Source organism: Sphingomonas sp. ABOLH, from assembly GCF_003951715.1.
In the GTDB taxonomy this organism is placed as follows: Bacteria; Pseudomonadota; Alphaproteobacteria; order Sphingomonadales; family Sphingomonadaceae; genus Sphingomonas; species Sphingomonas hankookensis_A.
Genome location: NZ_QQWV01000001.1, coordinates 102,238 through 117,909 on the forward strand (window position 1 = coordinate 102,238; position 15,672 = coordinate 117,909).

Below are 15,672 nucleotides of genomic sequence, written 5' to 3' on the forward strand. Positions count from 1 at the left end.
GCAACGCCCTGTCCTTGCCAACGATTTGGGCAGATTGACGGGGAGGTCAACCCAGTGCCTTAAAGGCGCCATGGGGGCGGAACAGCATATTCAGTGGCAAGACGCGGCGGCGAGCGCGCTCGAATGGTGGGCCGACGCCGGTGTCGACACGCTGGTTGAGGACGAGCTGCGCGACTGGTTCGCCACCCCTGCCCCGCCGGCTCGCCCGCTTGCCGTAACGTCTGCGCCCGCCGCGGACCTGCCGCCCGATACGCTCGACGCGTTCATGGCGTGGCGGATGGGCGATGCGGTGCCGGAGGCGTCGTGGAATGCCCAGCCGGTGCCGGTGCAGGCACAAAAAAATCCGTCGCTGATGATCCTGACCGACCTGCCCGAGCCGGATGATTCGGACGAAGCCGGATGGATGACCGGTCCGGTCGGCGTCCTGCTCGACCGGATGCTGGCCGCGATCGGCGAGGTGCGCGAGCAGGTCGTCATCGCCGGCATCGCCCATGCCCGGCCGCTGACCGGACGGATGCCCGCGGATGCGCTGGGCACGCTGGAAGAGCTTGCCCGCCGCCTCGTCACCCTCGTCGCGCCGCAGCGCTTGCTGCTGTTCGGCGCCGAACCGTGCCGCGCGCTGCTCGGCCCCGATGGCCAGCGCGGTGGTTTACGCACCCTTAACCATGACGGCCTAGCCTGTCCCACGATCGCCACGTTCCACCCACGCTTCCTGTTGGAGCGGCCGCTGGCCAAGGCGGAAACATGGCGGCACCTGCAGTTGCTTATCAGGGAACCGACCGCGTGAAGCTCAACCCACTCGTGTTCGCGGCGCTGATGCTGCCCGCCCTTCCCACCGCCGCGCTTGCCGACGAATCGCCCAGCCGCAGTACCGCCGTTTCCGTCGCCGAAGCCCGCGTGCCCCCGCAATTGTCGCCCGAGGATCGCGACGCCTATACCCAGGTCTTCGCCGCGATCCGTGGCGGCCGCTGGGCCGATGCGCAGCTCAGGCTCGACGCGATGAAGCCGGGACCGCTCCATGCCGTCGCCCGCGCCGAACTCTATACCGCCAAGGGATCGCCCAAGGTCGAACTGCCGCAGTTGCTGGCGGTGCTGAACGAAGCGCCCGATCTGCCACAGGCGCCCGACCTCGCCCGCCTCGCCAAACTGCGCGGGGCGTCCGCGCTGCCCGAACTGCCGACACCGCAGCGGCTGGTGTGGTTCGATGCCGCCCCGGTCCGCGTCCGTGCCAAGGCCGCGCGCAGCGATGCCGCCGCCGCGCAGCTGCTCGACGCGATGAAGCCCTATGTGAAGGCCGATGACGGCGCCGCGGCCGAAGCGCTGATCACGACCCGCGCCGGCGACCTGACGCCCGAGGCGCTGACCGAGATGCGTGGCCGGGTCGCATGGATCTATTTCGTGGCCGGCGACGACGCCAATGCCCGCCGCCTCGCCGCGGTCGCGCAGCAGGGCGAAGGCGAATGGACCGCGCAGGCCGACTGGACGCAGGGGCTGGCGGCGTGGCGGCAGCAGGATTGCGCCGCGGCGCAGGCGGCGTTCGCCAGCGTCGCGCAGCGGGCCGGTGATACCGAATTGCGCTCGGCCGGGCTGTACTGGGCGACGCGCGCCGACATCGCCTGTGGGCGGCCCGACCTCGTACAGGCGCGGCTCCAGACCGCCGCGCAATATGGCGAAACCTATTATGGGCTGCTCGCCCGGCAGGCGCTGGGACTAATCGAGGGTGCCGACGGCACTGGCCGGGCGCCGGCGACCGAGGACTGGCGCGCGTTGGAGCGGCGATCGAACGTGAAGGTCGCCGCCGCGCTTACCGAAATCGGCGAAGGGGCGTTGGCCGACAAGCTGCTGCGCCATCAGGCGCGGATCGGCGGCGCCGGGGACTATGCCGCGCTGACCCGGCTGTGCGGATCGCTGAACCTGCCCGCGACCCAGCTGTGGTTGTCGCACAACGGGCCGCAGGGCGCGCGTCCGCTGGCCGAGGCACGCTATCCTGCCCCCGACTGGACGCCCGAGGGTGGCTGGCGCGTCGACAAGGCGTTGGTGTTCGCCCACACGCTGCAGGAATCGCGCTTCGATGCTGCAGTCGTCAGTCCGGCGGGGGCGACCGGCCTGATGCAGATCCGGCCAGGTGCGCTCACCGATTATGCCCGCGCGCACGGCCTGAACCTCGAAAAATCGGCGCTGTCGAAGCCGCAGGTCAATATGGCGGTCGGACAAAGCTATCTGGAACAGCTGCGCGACCGGCCGTTCACCGGCGGGCTGCTGCCCAAGGTCATCGCCGCGTATAATGCGGGGCCAACCCCGGTCGAGGCATGGAACGTGCAGCTGAAGGACGGCGGCGATCCGCTGCTCTACATCGAATCGATCCCGTATTGGGAAACGCGTGGCTATGTGATGACCGTGCTGCGTAATTACTGGATGTACGAAAAACAGGCGGGCAAGGCGTCGGCCAGCCGGGCCGCGCTGGCGCAGGGCATGTGGCCGAAATTCCCCGGACTGCCCGGCGCTGCGGCGGTGCGGGTCAGCGCCAATGGGCGGACGCGGGTGGCCGATGCCAATTGACGAGAGCCGGCCGTTCGTGCCGGTGCGGATCGCGGTACTGACGGTATCGGACACGCGCGGGTTGGCCGAGGATCGCTCCGGCGACACGCTGGTCGGCCGACTTGAAGACGCCGGCCATATCCTCGCCGACCGGGCGATCGTACGCGACGACATCGACACGATCGTCGCCCGGCTGCACGGCTGGATCGATGACGACAGCATCGATTGCGTCATCACGACCGGCGGCACCGGCGTAACCGGCCGCGATGTGACGCCCGAAGCGGTCGAGCGGGTGGCGACCAAGCTGATCCCCGGCTTCGGTGAACTGTTCCGCTGGCAAAGCTATGCCAAGATCGGCACCTCCACCATCCAGTCGCGCGCCACCGCCTGCGTCGCGCGCGGCACCTACATCTTCGCGCTGCCCGGATCGACCGGCGCGGTGAAGGACGGGTGGGACGGCATCCTCAAGGAACAGCTCGATATTCGCCACCGCCCCTGCAACTTCGTCGAGCTGATGCCGCGCCTGCTGGAGCGGTGACGCCGCCGGTCACTTCGCCGGTTTCGCTCCGGCCGCGTCGCGCTTCGTGCTCAGGAACTGCGCCAATTGCCCGTCCATGGCGGAATACCATTCGACCAGATCGGTGAACTGCGCCTGGGTCATCCCGCCCACCGCCGTCGCATCCAGAAATTCGCGCAGGTCGCCGTCCGAATCGACCGCGATCTTGAGGAAGCGATTCCGGGCATTCCATTCGTTGGTCAACGCGGGCGTGTAGAGCGGTTCCTTCTTGTACCATGAGGTGAGCTGGAACGATTTGCAGTCCTTCAACCCGTCACATCCATAGAATTCGACGGAGAAGGATTCCCCGTTGGTCGCGCTCAGGACATAGGGTTCGCCGTCCTTGTTGATCTTCATTTCGGCCTTGTAGCCCGCCGCCTGCAACGCGGTGACGACATTGCCCGGTTGCCGCAGGTCGAGCAGCGCCGCATCGGGCGCGGCGATCGCCGCCGCCACCCCCATCATCATTCCGATCATCGACAAACCCCCCGGATTTCCAGCGGGAGCCTATCGCCCGGCGCGTGTGACCGACAAGCCTATTCGGCGACCATCGCCGCCAGCACATGGCCGTCCGGATCACGGAAATGGAACCGGCGCCCGCCGGGAAAGGCGAAGATCGGCTGGACGATCACCCCGCCGCCCGCCTCGACCGCCGACAGCGTCGCTTCGAGATCGTCGACCTGAATCACCGGCAGCAGCGTGGTCAACATCGTGTCGGCGTCCAGTCCCATGTCGGTATCGCCGCTGGTCGTTGCGGCATAGTCCGGACCATAGTCGGTGAACGTCCACCCCATCACCGTGGCGTAGAACGTCTTCGCCGGTTCCGTCGCCGCGACCGGCAGTTCCAGATAGTTCAACCGCGCCATGAGAACCTCCTGCATGTTCTTGCTTCGTTCTGAACGATTCGATAGCGTCGGGCAATGCGGAATCGTCCGGCCAGAGGAGCGACGACCAACGTCACGAGCAGCCGCATCGCCCTGCCCGCGCAGGAGGCCGACGGCGACTGGCTGGACTGGCGGGAGACGGTCGACGGCGCGGAGCCGACGCTGCGCACCAGCGTGGCGATCGAACGGCCGCGTACGATCCTGTCGCGCAACGCATCGCCCGACATTCCATTCGACCGGAGCATCAACCCCTATCGTGGCTGCGAACATGGCTGCATCTATTGTTTCGCGCGGCCGACCCATGCCTATCACGACCTGTCGCCGGGGCTGGATTTCGAAACGAAGCTGTTCGCCAAGCCCGATGGGGCGACGCTGCTCCGGGCCGCGCTGGCCAAGCGCGGCTATGTCGTGAAGCCGATCGCGATGGGCACCAATACCGACCCTTATCAACCGATCGAGCGCGACTGGGGAATTACCCGCGCGTGCATTGCCGTGCTGGCGGAAACGAACCATCCGCTGACCATCACGACCAAATCCGACCGGGTGGTACGCGATATCGACCTGCTGGTGCCGATGGCGGCCAAGGGGCTGGTGAGCGTCACCCTGTCGGTGACGTCGCTCGACCCGAAGATTGCCCGCACGCTGGAACCGCGCGCGCCGCATCCCGAGAAGCGGTTGTCGGCGGTCGCTGCTCTGGCGGCGGCGGGAGTGCCGGTGTTCGTGTCGATCTCTCCGGTCATTCCCGCGATCACCGATCATGAGGTCGAGCATCTGATCGAGCGTGCCGCGCAAGCAGGGGCAAAGGGCGCCTATTTCCTGCCGGTCCGCCTGCCGCACGAAGTCGCGCCGCTGTTCCGAGCATGGCTGGAAACGCATTTTCCCGACCGGGCGGGCAAGGTGATGGCGATCGTCCAGTCGCTGCGCGGCGGGCGCGACAATGATCCGGCGTTCCATTCGCGGATGCGCGGGCAAGGCGTTTGGGGGCAGCTGCTCGCCACCCGCTTCGCCATCGCGTGCCGCCGCCACGGGCTGACCGGCGGTCATCCCCGACTGCGCTGCGACCTGTTCCGCCCGCCCGCCGGCGCGCAGGGCGAGTTGTTCAGCTGAGCGACGGAACCGTTGTCGTATCGCAACGTATTCGAGACGACGACAAACGGGGACCAGATGATGACGATACGTTTCCTGACCGCCGCGATGCTGACCGCCGCGACCGTTTCCGCTCCGGTGATGGCGCAGACGCGCTCGATCTCGCAGAGCGACCGGGCGCAGGGCGCGCAGGCCAATCCGCAGCTGCTGGCGCAATATGGCGGCAGATATTCGGGGCCGCAGGCCGCCTATGTCGAGCGGGTCGGTAAGAAGGTGGCGGTGCAGTCCGGCCTGTCCAATGCCAGCGGCGACTTCACCGTCACCCTGCTCAATTCGCCGGTCGAAAACGCCTTCGCCATCCCCGGCGGCTATGTCTACATCACGCGGCAGCTGCTGGCGCTGATGAACAGCGAGGCGGAGCTGGCGGCGGTGATGGGCCATGAAGTCGGCCATGTCGCCGCGCGGCACAGCAATTCGCGCAACACGCGCTCGACGCTAGGCAATCTGGGCGCGACGTTGCTGGGCGCGGTGACCGGCAGCGATCTGGTCAGCCGGATCGCCGGGGTCGGATCGCAGCTCTACACCCTGTCGTACAGTCGCAACCAAGAGTATCAGGCGGACCAGTTCGGCGTGCGCTATGCCACCGCCGCCGGCTATGCACCCTCGGGCATGGCCGATGCGCTGGTCCAGCTGAACGAAGCGCAGGCACTGGCGGCGCAGACCAGCGGACGCGGCGGCAATGCCGTGCCGACGTGGATGAGCACCCATCCCAACGGAGCCGAGCGCGTCCGCCGCGCCCGCGCGCTGGCGCAGCAGGCAGGTGGCGCCGCGACCCAGCCGGGGCAGGACACCACCTATCTGCGGATGCTCGACGGCCTGCGCTATGACGACGATCCGGCGCAGGGGGTGATCGACGGCACGACCTTCCGCCACCCGGCCCTGCGCATCCGCTTCACCGCGCCCAGCGGCTATGCGCTGCAGAACGGGACCGATGCGGTGACGATCGCCGGACAGGGCGGCCAGGCCGAATTCCGGATGGGGCCGGCGGATGACCCGGCCAGCTTCGTGCGGCAGCGGCTGGCGTCGCTCGGCGCGCGGACCGCGGCCGAGCCGCAGACCACGCGGATCAACGGCACCGATGCGGCGATCGCGACGGTGCGCGCCAATGCCAACAACCAGGCGGTCGACCTGACTATCGTCGCCTATCGCTACCCTTCGGCCACCTATTATTTCCAGATCGTCACCCCCGCCGGCCGCGGAATCGGTCCGTTCGAATCGCTGCTCGACAGCTTCGGCACGCTGACCCAGGCCGAAGCGAACGCGATCGTCGGCAAGCGCATCCGCATCGCCACGGTCCGGGCGGGCGACACGATCGATTCGCTCAGCCGGCAGATGGCCTATCCCGATTTCCAGCGGAATCGGTTCCTGACGCTCAACGGGCTGGAGGACGACGCCCAGCTGGTACCGGGACAACTGGTGAAGCTGGTCGTGCGCGGCTAACCCCTTTGCGCCGCCCGTTCGCCATGCGAAGGGCGGCGCATGACCCATCATGACGTCATCATATTGGGCGCCGGCGGCGCGGGGCTGTTCTGCGCCGGCATCGCCGCGCAGCGTGGGCGACGCGTGGCCGTGCTCGACCATGCCCCGGAGCCAGGGCGCAAGATCGTCATTTCGGGCGGTGGGCGGTGCAACTTCACCAATGTCGGCGCGAGCTGGGACCGCTATGTCTCGGCCAACCCGAAATTCGCGCGCTCGGCGCTGGGTCGCTACGCCGCGCAGGACTTTGTCGCGCTGGTCGAGCGCCATGGCATTGCGTGGCATGAAAAGACGCTGGGGCAGCTGTTCTGCGACGGATCTGCGCGGCAGATCGTGGCGATGCTGCTGGCCGAGGCCGATGGCGCGGAGATCGCGCTGGGCCAGCCGATCCGCGATGTGGGACATGCCGATGGGATGCTCACCGTCGTCCATGGCGAACGGACCCTGACCGCCCCCTCGCTGGTGATCGCGACCGGCGGTCCGTCGATCCCCAAGCTCGGCGCGACCGGCTTCGCCTATGACCTGGCCAAGCGGTTCGGGTTGAAGCTGGTCGAGCCGCGCCCGGCATTGGTGCCGCTGACCCTGCCGCCCGACGACGCGCTGTTCCGCGAATTGTCGGGCGTCGCGACCGAGGTCGTCGCGAGCGCCGGCAAGGCGAAGTTCCGCGAGGCGGCGCTGTTCACCCATCGCGGGCTGTCAGGGCCGGCGATCCTGCAGGCATCGTCCTATTGGCGGCACCGCGAGCCGGTGACGATCGACTTCGTACCCGACCGGTCGAGCGGCTGGCTGACCGAACTGAAGCGCGCGCGGCCCCGCATCGGCCTGCGCTCGGCGCTCGGCTCGGCGCTGCCCGACCGGCTTGCCGAAGCGCTGGCGGCGAAGCTCGACTGTCCCGGCGAACTCGGCAACCAGCGCGACGCGACGCTGACCCGGATCGAGCAGAGGCTCGCCGGGTGGCAGTTCCATCCGAACGGCACCGAGGGCTTCGCCAAGGCGGAGGTCACGGTCGGCGGAGTGGCGACGGACGGGCTCAACCAGAAGACGATGGCGGCGAAGCATCTGCCCGGGCTGCACGTCATCGGTGAAGCGGTCGACGTGACCGGCTGGCTCGGCGGCTATAATTTCCAATGGGCGTGGTCGAGCGGCTGGGCGGCGGGGCAGGCGGTGTGATTCGCAAGGCGTCATTTCCACCTATCGTCGACATGTCGACACGGGTACTGATCCTCGGCAGCCTGCCGGGCGACGCGTCGCTGGCCGCCGGGCACTATTATGCGCATCCGCAGAACCAGTTCTGGCGGTTGTTGTCGCCGGCGATCGGGGTCGACCTCCCCGCACTCGCCTATGACGAACGGCTGGCAACTCTCAGGGCGGCCGGCATCGGCCTGTGGGACGTAGTGGCGAGTGCAACCCGGCCGGGCAGCAGCGACGCCGCGATTCGCGACGCCACCGCCAACGACGTGGCGGCGCTTATCGCGACCTTGCCGGAACTGCGTCTGGTGGCGTTCAACGGCGGAACGGCAGCCAAGGCCGGGCGGGCGCTGGTGCGCGGGGTCGAGACACTGGCGCTGCCGTCGAGCAGCCCATTGCATACGGTCGGCGTGGCCGCGAAAAAGCCGGCGTGGGATGCAATCGGCGCCTATCTGTCGGATCGACCCGCTCGTCCCACGGCGACCTGCTGACGGTGACCATGCACCATCGTATCGGTGAGATGCTGTCCGACGAACGGCACTGCCGTCTGGCTATCTTCTATCGACCGGACCATCGTTCGTCATCGTGGAAGAGCGCATCCTGTCCCACGATCGGGGCAATAGCGAAAACCCGGACGTGATCCCCTTTCCGACTGGCGCGGAATGGCAGCCCTACTGGACGATCGACACCCGGCCGAGGACAAGGTTGTTCGGCACGATCGAGGATGCTCTGTCTGCCGCCCGAATGTCGCTGAACGGCATGCTCTGAGCAGATTCGAGTGGGTTGCGTCGCGGACGAAGCGACAGCGGACTAATTCATTACCGGTCCGCGATGCCCGGTTGCAATCCTGTCACCCCCTGCCGCATAGCATCGCCATGTCCGACGAACGCGATGTTTCCACCCTGTCCTTCGAAGACGCGCTGCGCGAGCTCGAAACCATCGTCAGCCGGTTGGAAACGGGGCAAGAAGATTTGCAGACTGCGATCGACCTCTATGCCCGTGGTGACCTGCTGCGCGCACAATGCGCCGCGCGGCTCGATGCGGCGCAGGCGCGGATCGAGGCGATCCGGGTCGATGCCGAAGGGCGTGCCTCCACCCAGCCGTTCGACGCGCAATAATGGCGACCGTCGCGCCGCCGGTGTCGCTGAACGCCGCCCTCCGCGAAATCTCGGCAGAGATGGATCGCCAGTTCGATGCGCTGCTGCCCGTTCCCGACGATCCCCGCGCGAACCTGTACCGCGCGATGCGCCATGCCGCGATCGGCGGAGGCAAAAGGCTGCGGCCGCTCCTGGTGTTCGCCACCGCGCGCCTGTTCAATGTCGAGCGTATCCGCGCCGCCCGCGCCTCGCTCGCGATCGAATGCATCCATGTCTACAGCCTGATCCATGACGACCTGCCCGCCATGGACGATGACGATATGCGCCGCGGCAAGCCGACGGTGCACAAGGCCTATGACGAAGCGACCGCGATCCTGGCGGGCGATTGTCTGCACGCGCTCGCCTTCGAAATCCTGTCACACGAGCTGACCCATCCGGATCCGCATGTCCGCATCGAACTGATCGCCGACCTGGCGCACGCCTCCGGCCCGTCGGGCATGGCAGGCGGACAGGCCATGGACCTGGAGGCGGAGGACACCAGCTTCGACCTGAACACCGTCACCCGGTTGCAGGCGATGAAGACCGGTGCATTGATCGCCTGTTCGGTCGAGGCTGGCGCGATCCTGGGGCGGGTGACCGATGCGCAGCGCACCTCGCTGCGCGGCTATGCCCGCGACATCGGCCTCGCCTTCCAGATCGCCGACGACATTCTCGACGTCGAAGGCGACGAGGCGGCGGTCGGCAAGGCGCTGCGCAAGGATGGCGAGGCGGGCAAGGAAACCTTCCTCTCGCTGCTCGGACTCGACCGCGCGCGCGAACAGGCGCGGCGGCTGGTCGACCAGTCGATCGAGCATCTGCGCGACTTCGGCCCCGAAGCCGATCTGCTGCGCGCCATCGCCCGCTATGTTCTGGAGCGCGACCGGTGAGGATCGGCGTCTATCCCGGCACGTTCGATCCGATCACCCGTGGGCACATGGACATCATCCGGCGGGGCGCGAAGCTGGTCGACCGGCTGGTGATCGGCGTCACGACCAATCCGTCCAAGTCACCGATGTTCACGCTCGACGAACGGCTGGCGATGGTCGAACGCGAAGTGGCCGGGGTCAGTGGCGATATCCGGGTCGTCGCGTTCGACGCGCTGCTCATGACCTTTGCCGAACGGCAGGGAGCGAGCGTGATCGTGCGGGGCCTGCGCGCCGTCGCCGACTTCGAATATGAATATCAGATGGCGGGCATGAACCAGCAGCTGAACGACCGGATCGAAACGGTCTTCCTGATGGCCGACGTCTCGCTGCAACCCATCGCGTCGCGGCTGGTCAAGGAAATCGCGATGTATGGCGGGTCGATCGCCAGGTTCGTGTCCCCGGCGGTATGCGAGGAAGTGATCGCGCGGGTGGAGAAGCTGGGCCGCAAGGGCGATTAACCCCGCCGTCGCCACCACCAGGTCAGACCGCCGAGCAGCGGGATGGCGACACCTCCGCCCGCCAGCACCTGCCACGATGGCAGCCAGCGGCCGATCAGTTCGCTCAGTCCGTGCCCGAACCAATAGCCGATCGACACGAAGATCGTCGCCCATAGCAGCGCCGCCGAGCCGTTGAGCAGCATGAAGCGCGCCAGCGGCAGGCGCGTGGTTCCGATCGCGACCGGGCTGACCGTGCGCAGTCCGTAGAGAAAGCGAAAGGCGAACACGAACAACGTCGGATGCCGTTCGAACGCTGTCAGCGCGCGGGCAAAGGCGGGCTTGGCGCTCCATCGCCGCACGCGGGGATGGTCGCGGAACCGACGCCCCGCCGCGAAGAACAGCTGATCGGCGATGAACGATCCGATCGCGGCGGCGAGGATCGCGCCGGCAAAGGGCAGCGTGCCCCGCTGCACCATGATCCCGCCGAGGATCACGACGGTCTCGCCCTCCATCCCGGCGCCGAGCAGCAGCGCGCCCAGCCCGTAGCGGGCGATCAATGCCTCGATCGTCACGAACCTTGCTCCCGCATCGCACCATCGTACAGGCCCGCGACCGGGGGTAAAGCGCCACGCCCCTCTTTCTTGGCCCTGCGGCAGCGGCTAGACACCTACGATGCTCGCTCCTCCCCTTCCCTCGCGCGCCCGCCCCGGCGCTGTCGCCCGCTGGCTGTGGTGGGTCGCCGCACTGGTGGTGGCGATGGTCGTCGTCGGCGGGATCACGCGGCTGACCGAATCCGGCCTGTCGATCACCGAATGGAAGCCGCTGTCGGGCACGCTGCCGCCGCTGAATGCCGAACAATGGGAAGCGGAGTTCGCCAATTACCGGAAAATCCCGGAATATCAGCTGCTGAACCAGGGCATGACGCTGGCCCAGTTCAAGGGCATCTTCTTCTGGGAATATGTCCATCGCCTGCTGGCGCGGCTGGTCGGGGTCGCCTTTGCCGTCCCGCTGGCGTGGTTCTGGATTCGCGGCGCGCTGCCGACCGGCTACAAGGGGCGGCTGCTGGCACTGCTGGCGCTGGGCGGATTGCAGGGGGCGATCGGCTGGTGGATGGTGGCCTCCGGCCTGTCGGTACGGACCGACGTGTCGCATATCCGCCTGTCGGTGCATCTGCTGAACGCGCTGCTGATCCTGGCTGGGACAGTGTGGACCGCGCTAGACCTGCGTGAGCTGGCCGCGGATCGGTATGCACGGCCGGCGCGGCTGACGACGATCGGCATCGTCACCCTTTTGGTGCTGTTCGTGCAGCTGTTGTTCGGCGCGTGGGTCGCCGGGCTGAACGCCGGGCTGGTGACCGATCAATGGCCGCTGATGAACGGGCGTTTCTTTCCGCTCGACGAATGGCGGTCGCGGGGTGCGCTCGATGCGATCGTCAACGATCCGTATGTCGTCCACTTCATCCATCGCTGGTGGGCATGGGTCGCGGTCGCTGCGCTGATCCTGCTCGCCCGCGCCGCCAAGCGTGCCGGCCATCCCAAGGTCGCCCGCGCGATCCACACCACCTTCGGCATCCAGATCCTGCTGGGGATCAGCACGGTGATGACCGGCGTGCGGATCGAGGTCGCGGCGCTGCACCAGCTGGTCGGTGCCCTGCTGGTGATCGCGACGACCTGGGGTGCGCACGCCACCGGACGCCGCTGATGCTGCTCCCCCCTCCGGCGCCGGCGGTCGAAGCGGCGGTCGCGACCGGCTTCGTCCCGGCGCTCGACACCGAGTATCGCTACCATATCGAACAGGAGCGTGACGAGGCAGGCACGATCCGCCGCTATGCCACCGACCGGACGGTCCGGTTCCGCCGGACGCCCGATGGTCTCGTCGCGCAACTTACCATCGATTCGGTCGCGGGTGGGTTGTCGGATGGGCCGGGCGCGATGTTCGAGCGTGCCTTCGCCACGCTGAAGGGGCGGCCGATCGTCTATCGTCTGTCCGATCGCGGGGAGGTGACGGGGGTCGTCGACCGCGAGACGGTGTGGACCGCCCTGATCGACGCGGTTGCCGCGCAGGACGGCGGCGATCCGGCGAAGAAGGCGATGCTGCAGCGGCTGACCGCGCCGCTGCGCACGATGCCGGAACGGCAGCAGGTGGCGATGCTGGGTTCGATGCTGACGACCCTGCTGGCACCGGACGTGGTGCGTCGCGGCGTCGTGGCCCAGCATGACATCCGCCAACGGGCGACGCCGCCGTTCGATGGCGGATCGGAGGTGACCGGCACCGAACGAATCCATGCGCAGGGCAACGCGCTGGTCGAGGAACAGCGGCTGTCGGGCGATGTGGTGGCTAGCGGCGGCAAGGCCAGCGGCCGGCGGATCAGCACGATCACCCGGCGGGTCGACGCGACCACCGGCATGATCCTCACCCAACAGACGACCGTCCGCATCGACAGCGACAACGCGACGTCGATCGCCACCACCCGGATCACCCAGCGACCGTTATAGGGTATTTAGATACCCGTCAGCAAAGCCGCACTTTGCTTGACTTTTCACCTGCCGTTCGGCAATTTCCCGGCGTTCGCACCACTCCGGTTCGGGGCGGGCGCGTCATATATCCGAAAGGTCCAACGCCCATGAAGGCGCTCATGAAGACCACCAAGTCGGCCAAGCCGCACGAGGTGGAAAAGAAGTGGCATATCGTCGATGCCGACGGCCTGGTGGTCGGTCGCGCGGCGACGATCATCGCCAACGTGCTGCGCGGCAAGCACAAGACGTCGTTCACCCCGCACGTCGATTGCGGTGACAATGTCGTCGTCATCAATGCCGACAAGATCCGCTTCACCTCGAACAAGGCGAAGACGAAGACCTACTACAAGCACACCGGCTATGCCGGCGGCATCAAGGCGGTCACCGCCGAAAAGGTCCTCGAAGGTCGTTTCCCCGAGCGCGTCCTGGAAAAGGCCGTCGAGCGGATGATCCCGCGTGGCCCGCTGGGTCGTCAGCAGATGCGCAACCTGCGCATCTTCAAGGGTGCCGAGCATCCGCATGAAGCGCAGAACCCCGAGGTTCTCGACATCGCGGGCATGAACCGCAAGAACAAGGTGGGCGCATAATGTCCGACAACCGCCAGTCCCTTTCCGACCTCGCGAACCTGACCGGTCAGCAGGCACCGGCCGCTGCCGCGCCGCAGGCTTCGGCTCCGCAGGGCGACACCGCCGGTGAAGCGCCTGCCGCTCCCGCCGCGCCGACCACCCCGCTGCGTGCACAGGAAATCGACCAGTACGGTCGCGCCTATGCCACCGGCCGCCGCAAGGACGCCGTTGCGCGCGTCTGGCTGAAGCCGGGTTCGGGCAAGATCACGATCAACGGTCGTGACCAGGAAGTCTATTTCGCGCGTCCGACGCTGCGTCTCGTCATCAACCAGCCGTTCGGCGTCGCCAACCGCAATGGTCAGTATGACGTGATCTGCACCGTCAAGGGCGGCGGCCTGTCGGGTCAGGCCGGCGCGGTCAAGCATGGCATCAGCCAGGCGCTGACCCGCTACGAGCCGATCCTGCGCGCGCCCGTCAAGGCCGCCGGGTTCCTGACCCGCGACAGCCGCGCGGTCGAGCGTAAGAAGTACGGCAAGGCGAAGGCCCGCCGCAGCTTCCAGTTCTCGAAGCGCTAATCGCATTTGGCACGAACGGGAGCACAAAAAGTTCCCGTTTGCGGCCAGTCGCGGTCGATTTGGGGCGGTCCGGTATCGGGCCGCCCTTTTCGTTGGGGACGTAACGGTATAGCGAGAGCCCGTCCGCGCGCTGGCGGAACAACCCAAGAGACGCCATGACCTCGCGTGCCAAGACTTCGCTGCTGCCGCTTGCCGATTCGGACCTTTGGCCCGACGAACTGCGCCGCAGCCTGTCGGACAAATTGTTCACCATCGCGTTCGGTGCGATCCAGTGGCCTTGGCTCCTTCGCAGCCTGTCGGGCGGGAAGAAGGCCGACAAGGCGCGGTTGATGGCCGATCTGGGCCTCGCGCCCGATGCCCTTCCGAACCTTGGCAGCTGGAAGGCCGATACCGGCTATCTCTCGCTGATCGTCGAGCGCATCGCCGCCAGCCGTCCGCGCACCGTGGTCGAGCTGGGCACCGGCGCATCGAGCCTCGTCACCGGCGCGGCGCTGGCCAAGCATGGCGGTGGTCAGCTCATCAGCTTCGACCAGCATGCCGGCTTCGTCGATGCGACGCGCGAATGGCTGAGCGAACATGGCATCAATGCCGATCTGCGCGCCGCGCCGCTGGTTGCGGCGCCGGGCGACTGGCCGGGCGTGTGGTACGACATCGACGCGCTGCCCGATCAGGTCGACCTGCTGCTGATCGACGGCCCCCCATGGACGATCCACCCTTATGTGCGCGGCGCGGCGGAAACGCTGTTCGATCGGCTGCCGGTCGGCGGGGTCGTGATGCTGGATGACGGCGCACGTCCGGGCGAGCGGGTCGTCGCCCAGCGCTGGCGCCGCCGCTGGCCGAACTTCCGGTTCGAACTGGTCAATCAGGGGACCAAGGGCACGTTGATCGGGCAGCGCCTTTCGTAAGGCAACGCCCGCCGTCACCCCGGATCAAGTCCGGGCTGGCGTCGAAGCGGATCAGTCGGCCTGCGCGGTCACCGGTTCGTCGGAAACGCCCATCTTGCGCGCGATCGTTTCGAACTGCCCGTTTTCGATCCGGATTTCGTTGAACGACGGCGGATCGGCGCGGGTGCGGGTCGACAGGGTGCCGGCGCCGATCATCCGCAATCGTCCGGCGGCGGTGCGATAGGGAATGTCGAACGGGTCGTGGACATGGCCCGACAGCACGGCATGCGCGCCCGCCGCGACCACGGCATCCAGCGCGACCATGCCGCCCTGCGTTTCGCCGCTCGATTTGGTACCGACATCGATCAGCGGATGATGCGCCGCGATGAAGATCAGGTCGCCCTTCGGCACCTTGCGCATCAGTTCCAGCGTCCGCGCCAGCGCCTTGTCGCCGACATAACCCTTCGACCAGTCCCAGCGAAACTGGAACCGGGCGGTCGTCTTGAGCGGCACGATCGCAACGCCGTCGATCTCCAGCGGACGCTCGATCATCCGCTCCAGCCGGCGATAGCGCTTGTAGGGTTTCACGAACCGCGCGAACAGATTGTAGAGCGGCAGGTCGTGGTTGCCGACCTCCACAGTGACCGGCCGGCCCAGGCTCTCCAGCCACTCGGCCGCCGCTTCGAACTCGGCGGTGCGCGCGCGCATGGTCAGGTCGCCGGTCATGATGACCGCATCGGGCTGTTCGCGCCGCACCGCGTCGCCGAACCACGCGATCGCCGCCTTGTCCTCCGCCCCGAAATGAACGTCGCTGACGTGAAACAGGCGGATCATGCGGCACTCC

The 15,672-nt window shown here is 67.4% G+C and carries 20 protein-coding genes; 16 read left to right on the top strand and 4 right to left on the bottom strand.

The genetic code is table 11. The features are described from left to right. Positions 1-70: 70 nt before the first annotated feature. From CA237_RS00525 to moaB, 3 genes are read left to right on the top strand one after another with little or no spacing between them, the layout of a single operon-like run. The gene (locus tag CA237_RS00525; RefSeq protein WP_066687128.1) at positions 71-787 is read left to right on the top strand and encodes a uracil-DNA glycosylase family protein; all 717 of its coding nucleotides are present in this window, start codon (positions 71-73) and stop codon (positions 785-787) included. Next, positions 745-2,559 (top strand): lytic transglycosylase domain-containing protein, encoded by a 1,815-nt coding sequence (locus CA237_RS00530; protein ID WP_084401191.1) that lies wholly within the window; start codon positions 745-747, stop codon positions 2,557-2,559. The genes CA237_RS00525 and CA237_RS00530 overlap by 43 nt, the downstream gene beginning before the upstream one ends. Further along, a complete protein-coding gene (moaB, locus tag CA237_RS00535) occupies positions 2,549-3,076 on the top strand; it encodes a molybdenum cofactor biosynthesis protein B (protein WP_126012296.1) in 528 nt (175 codons plus the stop codon). The genes CA237_RS00530 and moaB overlap by 11 nt, the downstream gene beginning before the upstream one ends. Positions 3,077-3,085: 9 nt before the next feature. Here moaB and CA237_RS00540 read toward each other — a convergent pair whose 3' ends face one another. Both CA237_RS00540 and CA237_RS00545 read right to left on the bottom strand, forming a co-directional pair. After that, positions 3,086-3,571 (bottom strand): YbjN domain-containing protein, encoded by a 486-nt coding sequence (locus tag CA237_RS00540; RefSeq protein ID WP_066687123.1) that lies wholly within the window; start codon positions 3,569-3,571, stop codon positions 3,086-3,088. 59 nt (positions 3,572-3,630) lie between these two features. Continuing rightward, complete coding sequence (locus CA237_RS00545; protein ID WP_066687120.1) at positions 3,631-3,960, bottom strand: VOC family protein; 330 nt, start codon at positions 3,958-3,960, stop codon at positions 3,631-3,633. A 54-nt stretch (positions 3,961-4,014) separates the two neighbouring features. Here CA237_RS00545 and CA237_RS00550 point away from each other — a divergent pair, with 54 nt between their 5' ends. The 8 genes from CA237_RS00550 to coaD all read left to right on the top strand — a co-directional run bounded on the left by CA237_RS00550 (position 4,015) and on the right by coaD (position 10,308). Beyond that, on the top strand, positions 4,015-5,085 hold the full coding sequence (locus CA237_RS00550; RefSeq protein WP_066687118.1) for a PA0069 family radical SAM protein: 1,071 nt from the start codon (positions 4,015-4,017) through the stop codon (positions 5,083-5,085). Positions 5,086-5,145: 60 nt separating this feature from the next. Next, positions 5,146-6,564, top strand: coding sequence for a M48 family metalloprotease (locus CA237_RS00555; protein WP_084401246.1), 1,419 nt, complete (start codon positions 5,146-5,148; stop codon positions 6,562-6,564). Positions 6,565-6,603: 39 nt separating this feature from the next. Next, complete coding sequence (locus CA237_RS00560; RefSeq protein ID WP_126012302.1) at positions 6,604-7,770, top strand: NAD(P)/FAD-dependent oxidoreductase; 1,167 nt, start codon at positions 6,604-6,606, stop codon at positions 7,768-7,770. Further along, positions 7,728-8,279, top strand: coding sequence for a DNA-deoxyinosine glycosylase (locus CA237_RS00565; RefSeq protein WP_066687113.1), 552 nt, complete (start codon positions 7,728-7,730; stop codon positions 8,277-8,279). Before CA237_RS00560 ends, CA237_RS00565 begins: the two co-directional genes overlap by 43 nt. A 94-nt stretch (positions 8,280-8,373) precedes the next feature. Next, complete coding sequence (locus CA237_RS00570; protein ID WP_066687101.1) at positions 8,374-8,556, top strand: hypothetical protein; 183 nt, start codon at positions 8,374-8,376, stop codon at positions 8,554-8,556. Positions 8,557-8,663: 107 nt separating this feature from the next. Continuing rightward, positions 8,664-8,906 carry an exodeoxyribonuclease VII small subunit gene (locus CA237_RS00575; protein WP_055819867.1) on the top strand — a complete coding sequence of 81 codons (243 nt, stop codon included), beginning with the start codon at positions 8,664-8,666 and terminating at the stop codon, positions 8,904-8,906. Next, the gene (locus CA237_RS00580; RefSeq protein WP_066687100.1) at positions 8,906-9,811 is read left to right on the top strand and encodes a farnesyl diphosphate synthase; all 906 of its coding nucleotides are present in this window, start codon (positions 8,906-8,908) and stop codon (positions 9,809-9,811) included. Before CA237_RS00575 ends, CA237_RS00580 begins: the two co-directional genes overlap by 1 nt. Beyond that, positions 9,808-10,308, top strand: a complete 501-nt coding sequence (coaD, locus tag CA237_RS00585; RefSeq protein WP_084401189.1) for a pantetheine-phosphate adenylyltransferase — start codon at positions 9,808-9,810, stop codon at positions 10,306-10,308. The genes CA237_RS00580 and coaD overlap by 4 nt, the downstream gene beginning before the upstream one ends. On the opposite strand, the gene CA237_RS00590 is transcribed toward coaD, so the two are convergent. Further along, the gene (locus CA237_RS00590; protein WP_066687099.1) at positions 10,305-10,859 is read right to left on the bottom strand and encodes a DedA family protein; all 555 of its coding nucleotides are present in this window, start codon (positions 10,857-10,859) and stop codon (positions 10,305-10,307) included. The genes coaD and CA237_RS00590 overlap by 4 nt on opposite strands. A 100-nt stretch (positions 10,860-10,959) precedes the next feature. On the opposite strand from CA237_RS00590, the gene CA237_RS00595 reads away from it, so the two are divergent. The 5 genes from CA237_RS00595 to CA237_RS00615 all read left to right on the top strand — a co-directional run bounded on the left by CA237_RS00595 (position 10,960) and on the right by CA237_RS00615 (position 14,849). Next, entirely contained in the window at positions 10,960-11,988 is a 1,029-nt protein-coding gene (locus CA237_RS00595) for a COX15/CtaA family protein (protein ID WP_066687098.1), read from the top strand. Beyond that, positions 11,988-12,782: a hypothetical protein gene (locus tag CA237_RS00600; RefSeq protein WP_066687097.1), complete on the top strand. Its 795-nt coding sequence runs from the start codon at positions 11,988-11,990 to the stop codon at positions 12,780-12,782. Before CA237_RS00595 ends, CA237_RS00600 begins: the two co-directional genes overlap by 1 nt. A gap of 128 nt (positions 12,783-12,910) precedes the next feature. Continuing rightward, positions 12,911-13,390: a 50S ribosomal protein L13 gene (rplM, locus tag CA237_RS00605; protein ID WP_084401188.1), complete on the top strand. Its 480-nt coding sequence runs from the start codon at positions 12,911-12,913 to the stop codon at positions 13,388-13,390. Beyond that, positions 13,390-13,944 carry a 30S ribosomal protein S9 gene (rpsI, locus tag CA237_RS00610; RefSeq protein WP_126012304.1) on the top strand — a complete coding sequence of 185 codons (555 nt, stop codon included), beginning with the start codon at positions 13,390-13,392 and terminating at the stop codon, positions 13,942-13,944. The genes rplM and rpsI overlap by 1 nt, the downstream gene beginning before the upstream one ends. Before the next feature lie 155 nt (positions 13,945-14,099). After that, positions 14,100-14,849 (top strand): class I SAM-dependent methyltransferase, encoded by a 750-nt coding sequence (locus CA237_RS00615; protein WP_126012306.1) that lies wholly within the window; start codon positions 14,100-14,102, stop codon positions 14,847-14,849. 51 nt (positions 14,850-14,900) lie between these two features. Here the strand turns inward: CA237_RS00615 and CA237_RS00620 are convergent, their stop codons facing one another. Continuing rightward, positions 14,901-15,662 carry a metallophosphoesterase gene (locus CA237_RS00620; RefSeq protein WP_066687093.1) on the bottom strand — a complete coding sequence of 254 codons (762 nt, stop codon included), beginning with the start codon at positions 15,660-15,662 and terminating at the stop codon, positions 14,901-14,903. Positions 15,663-15,672: the final 10 nt, after the last annotated feature.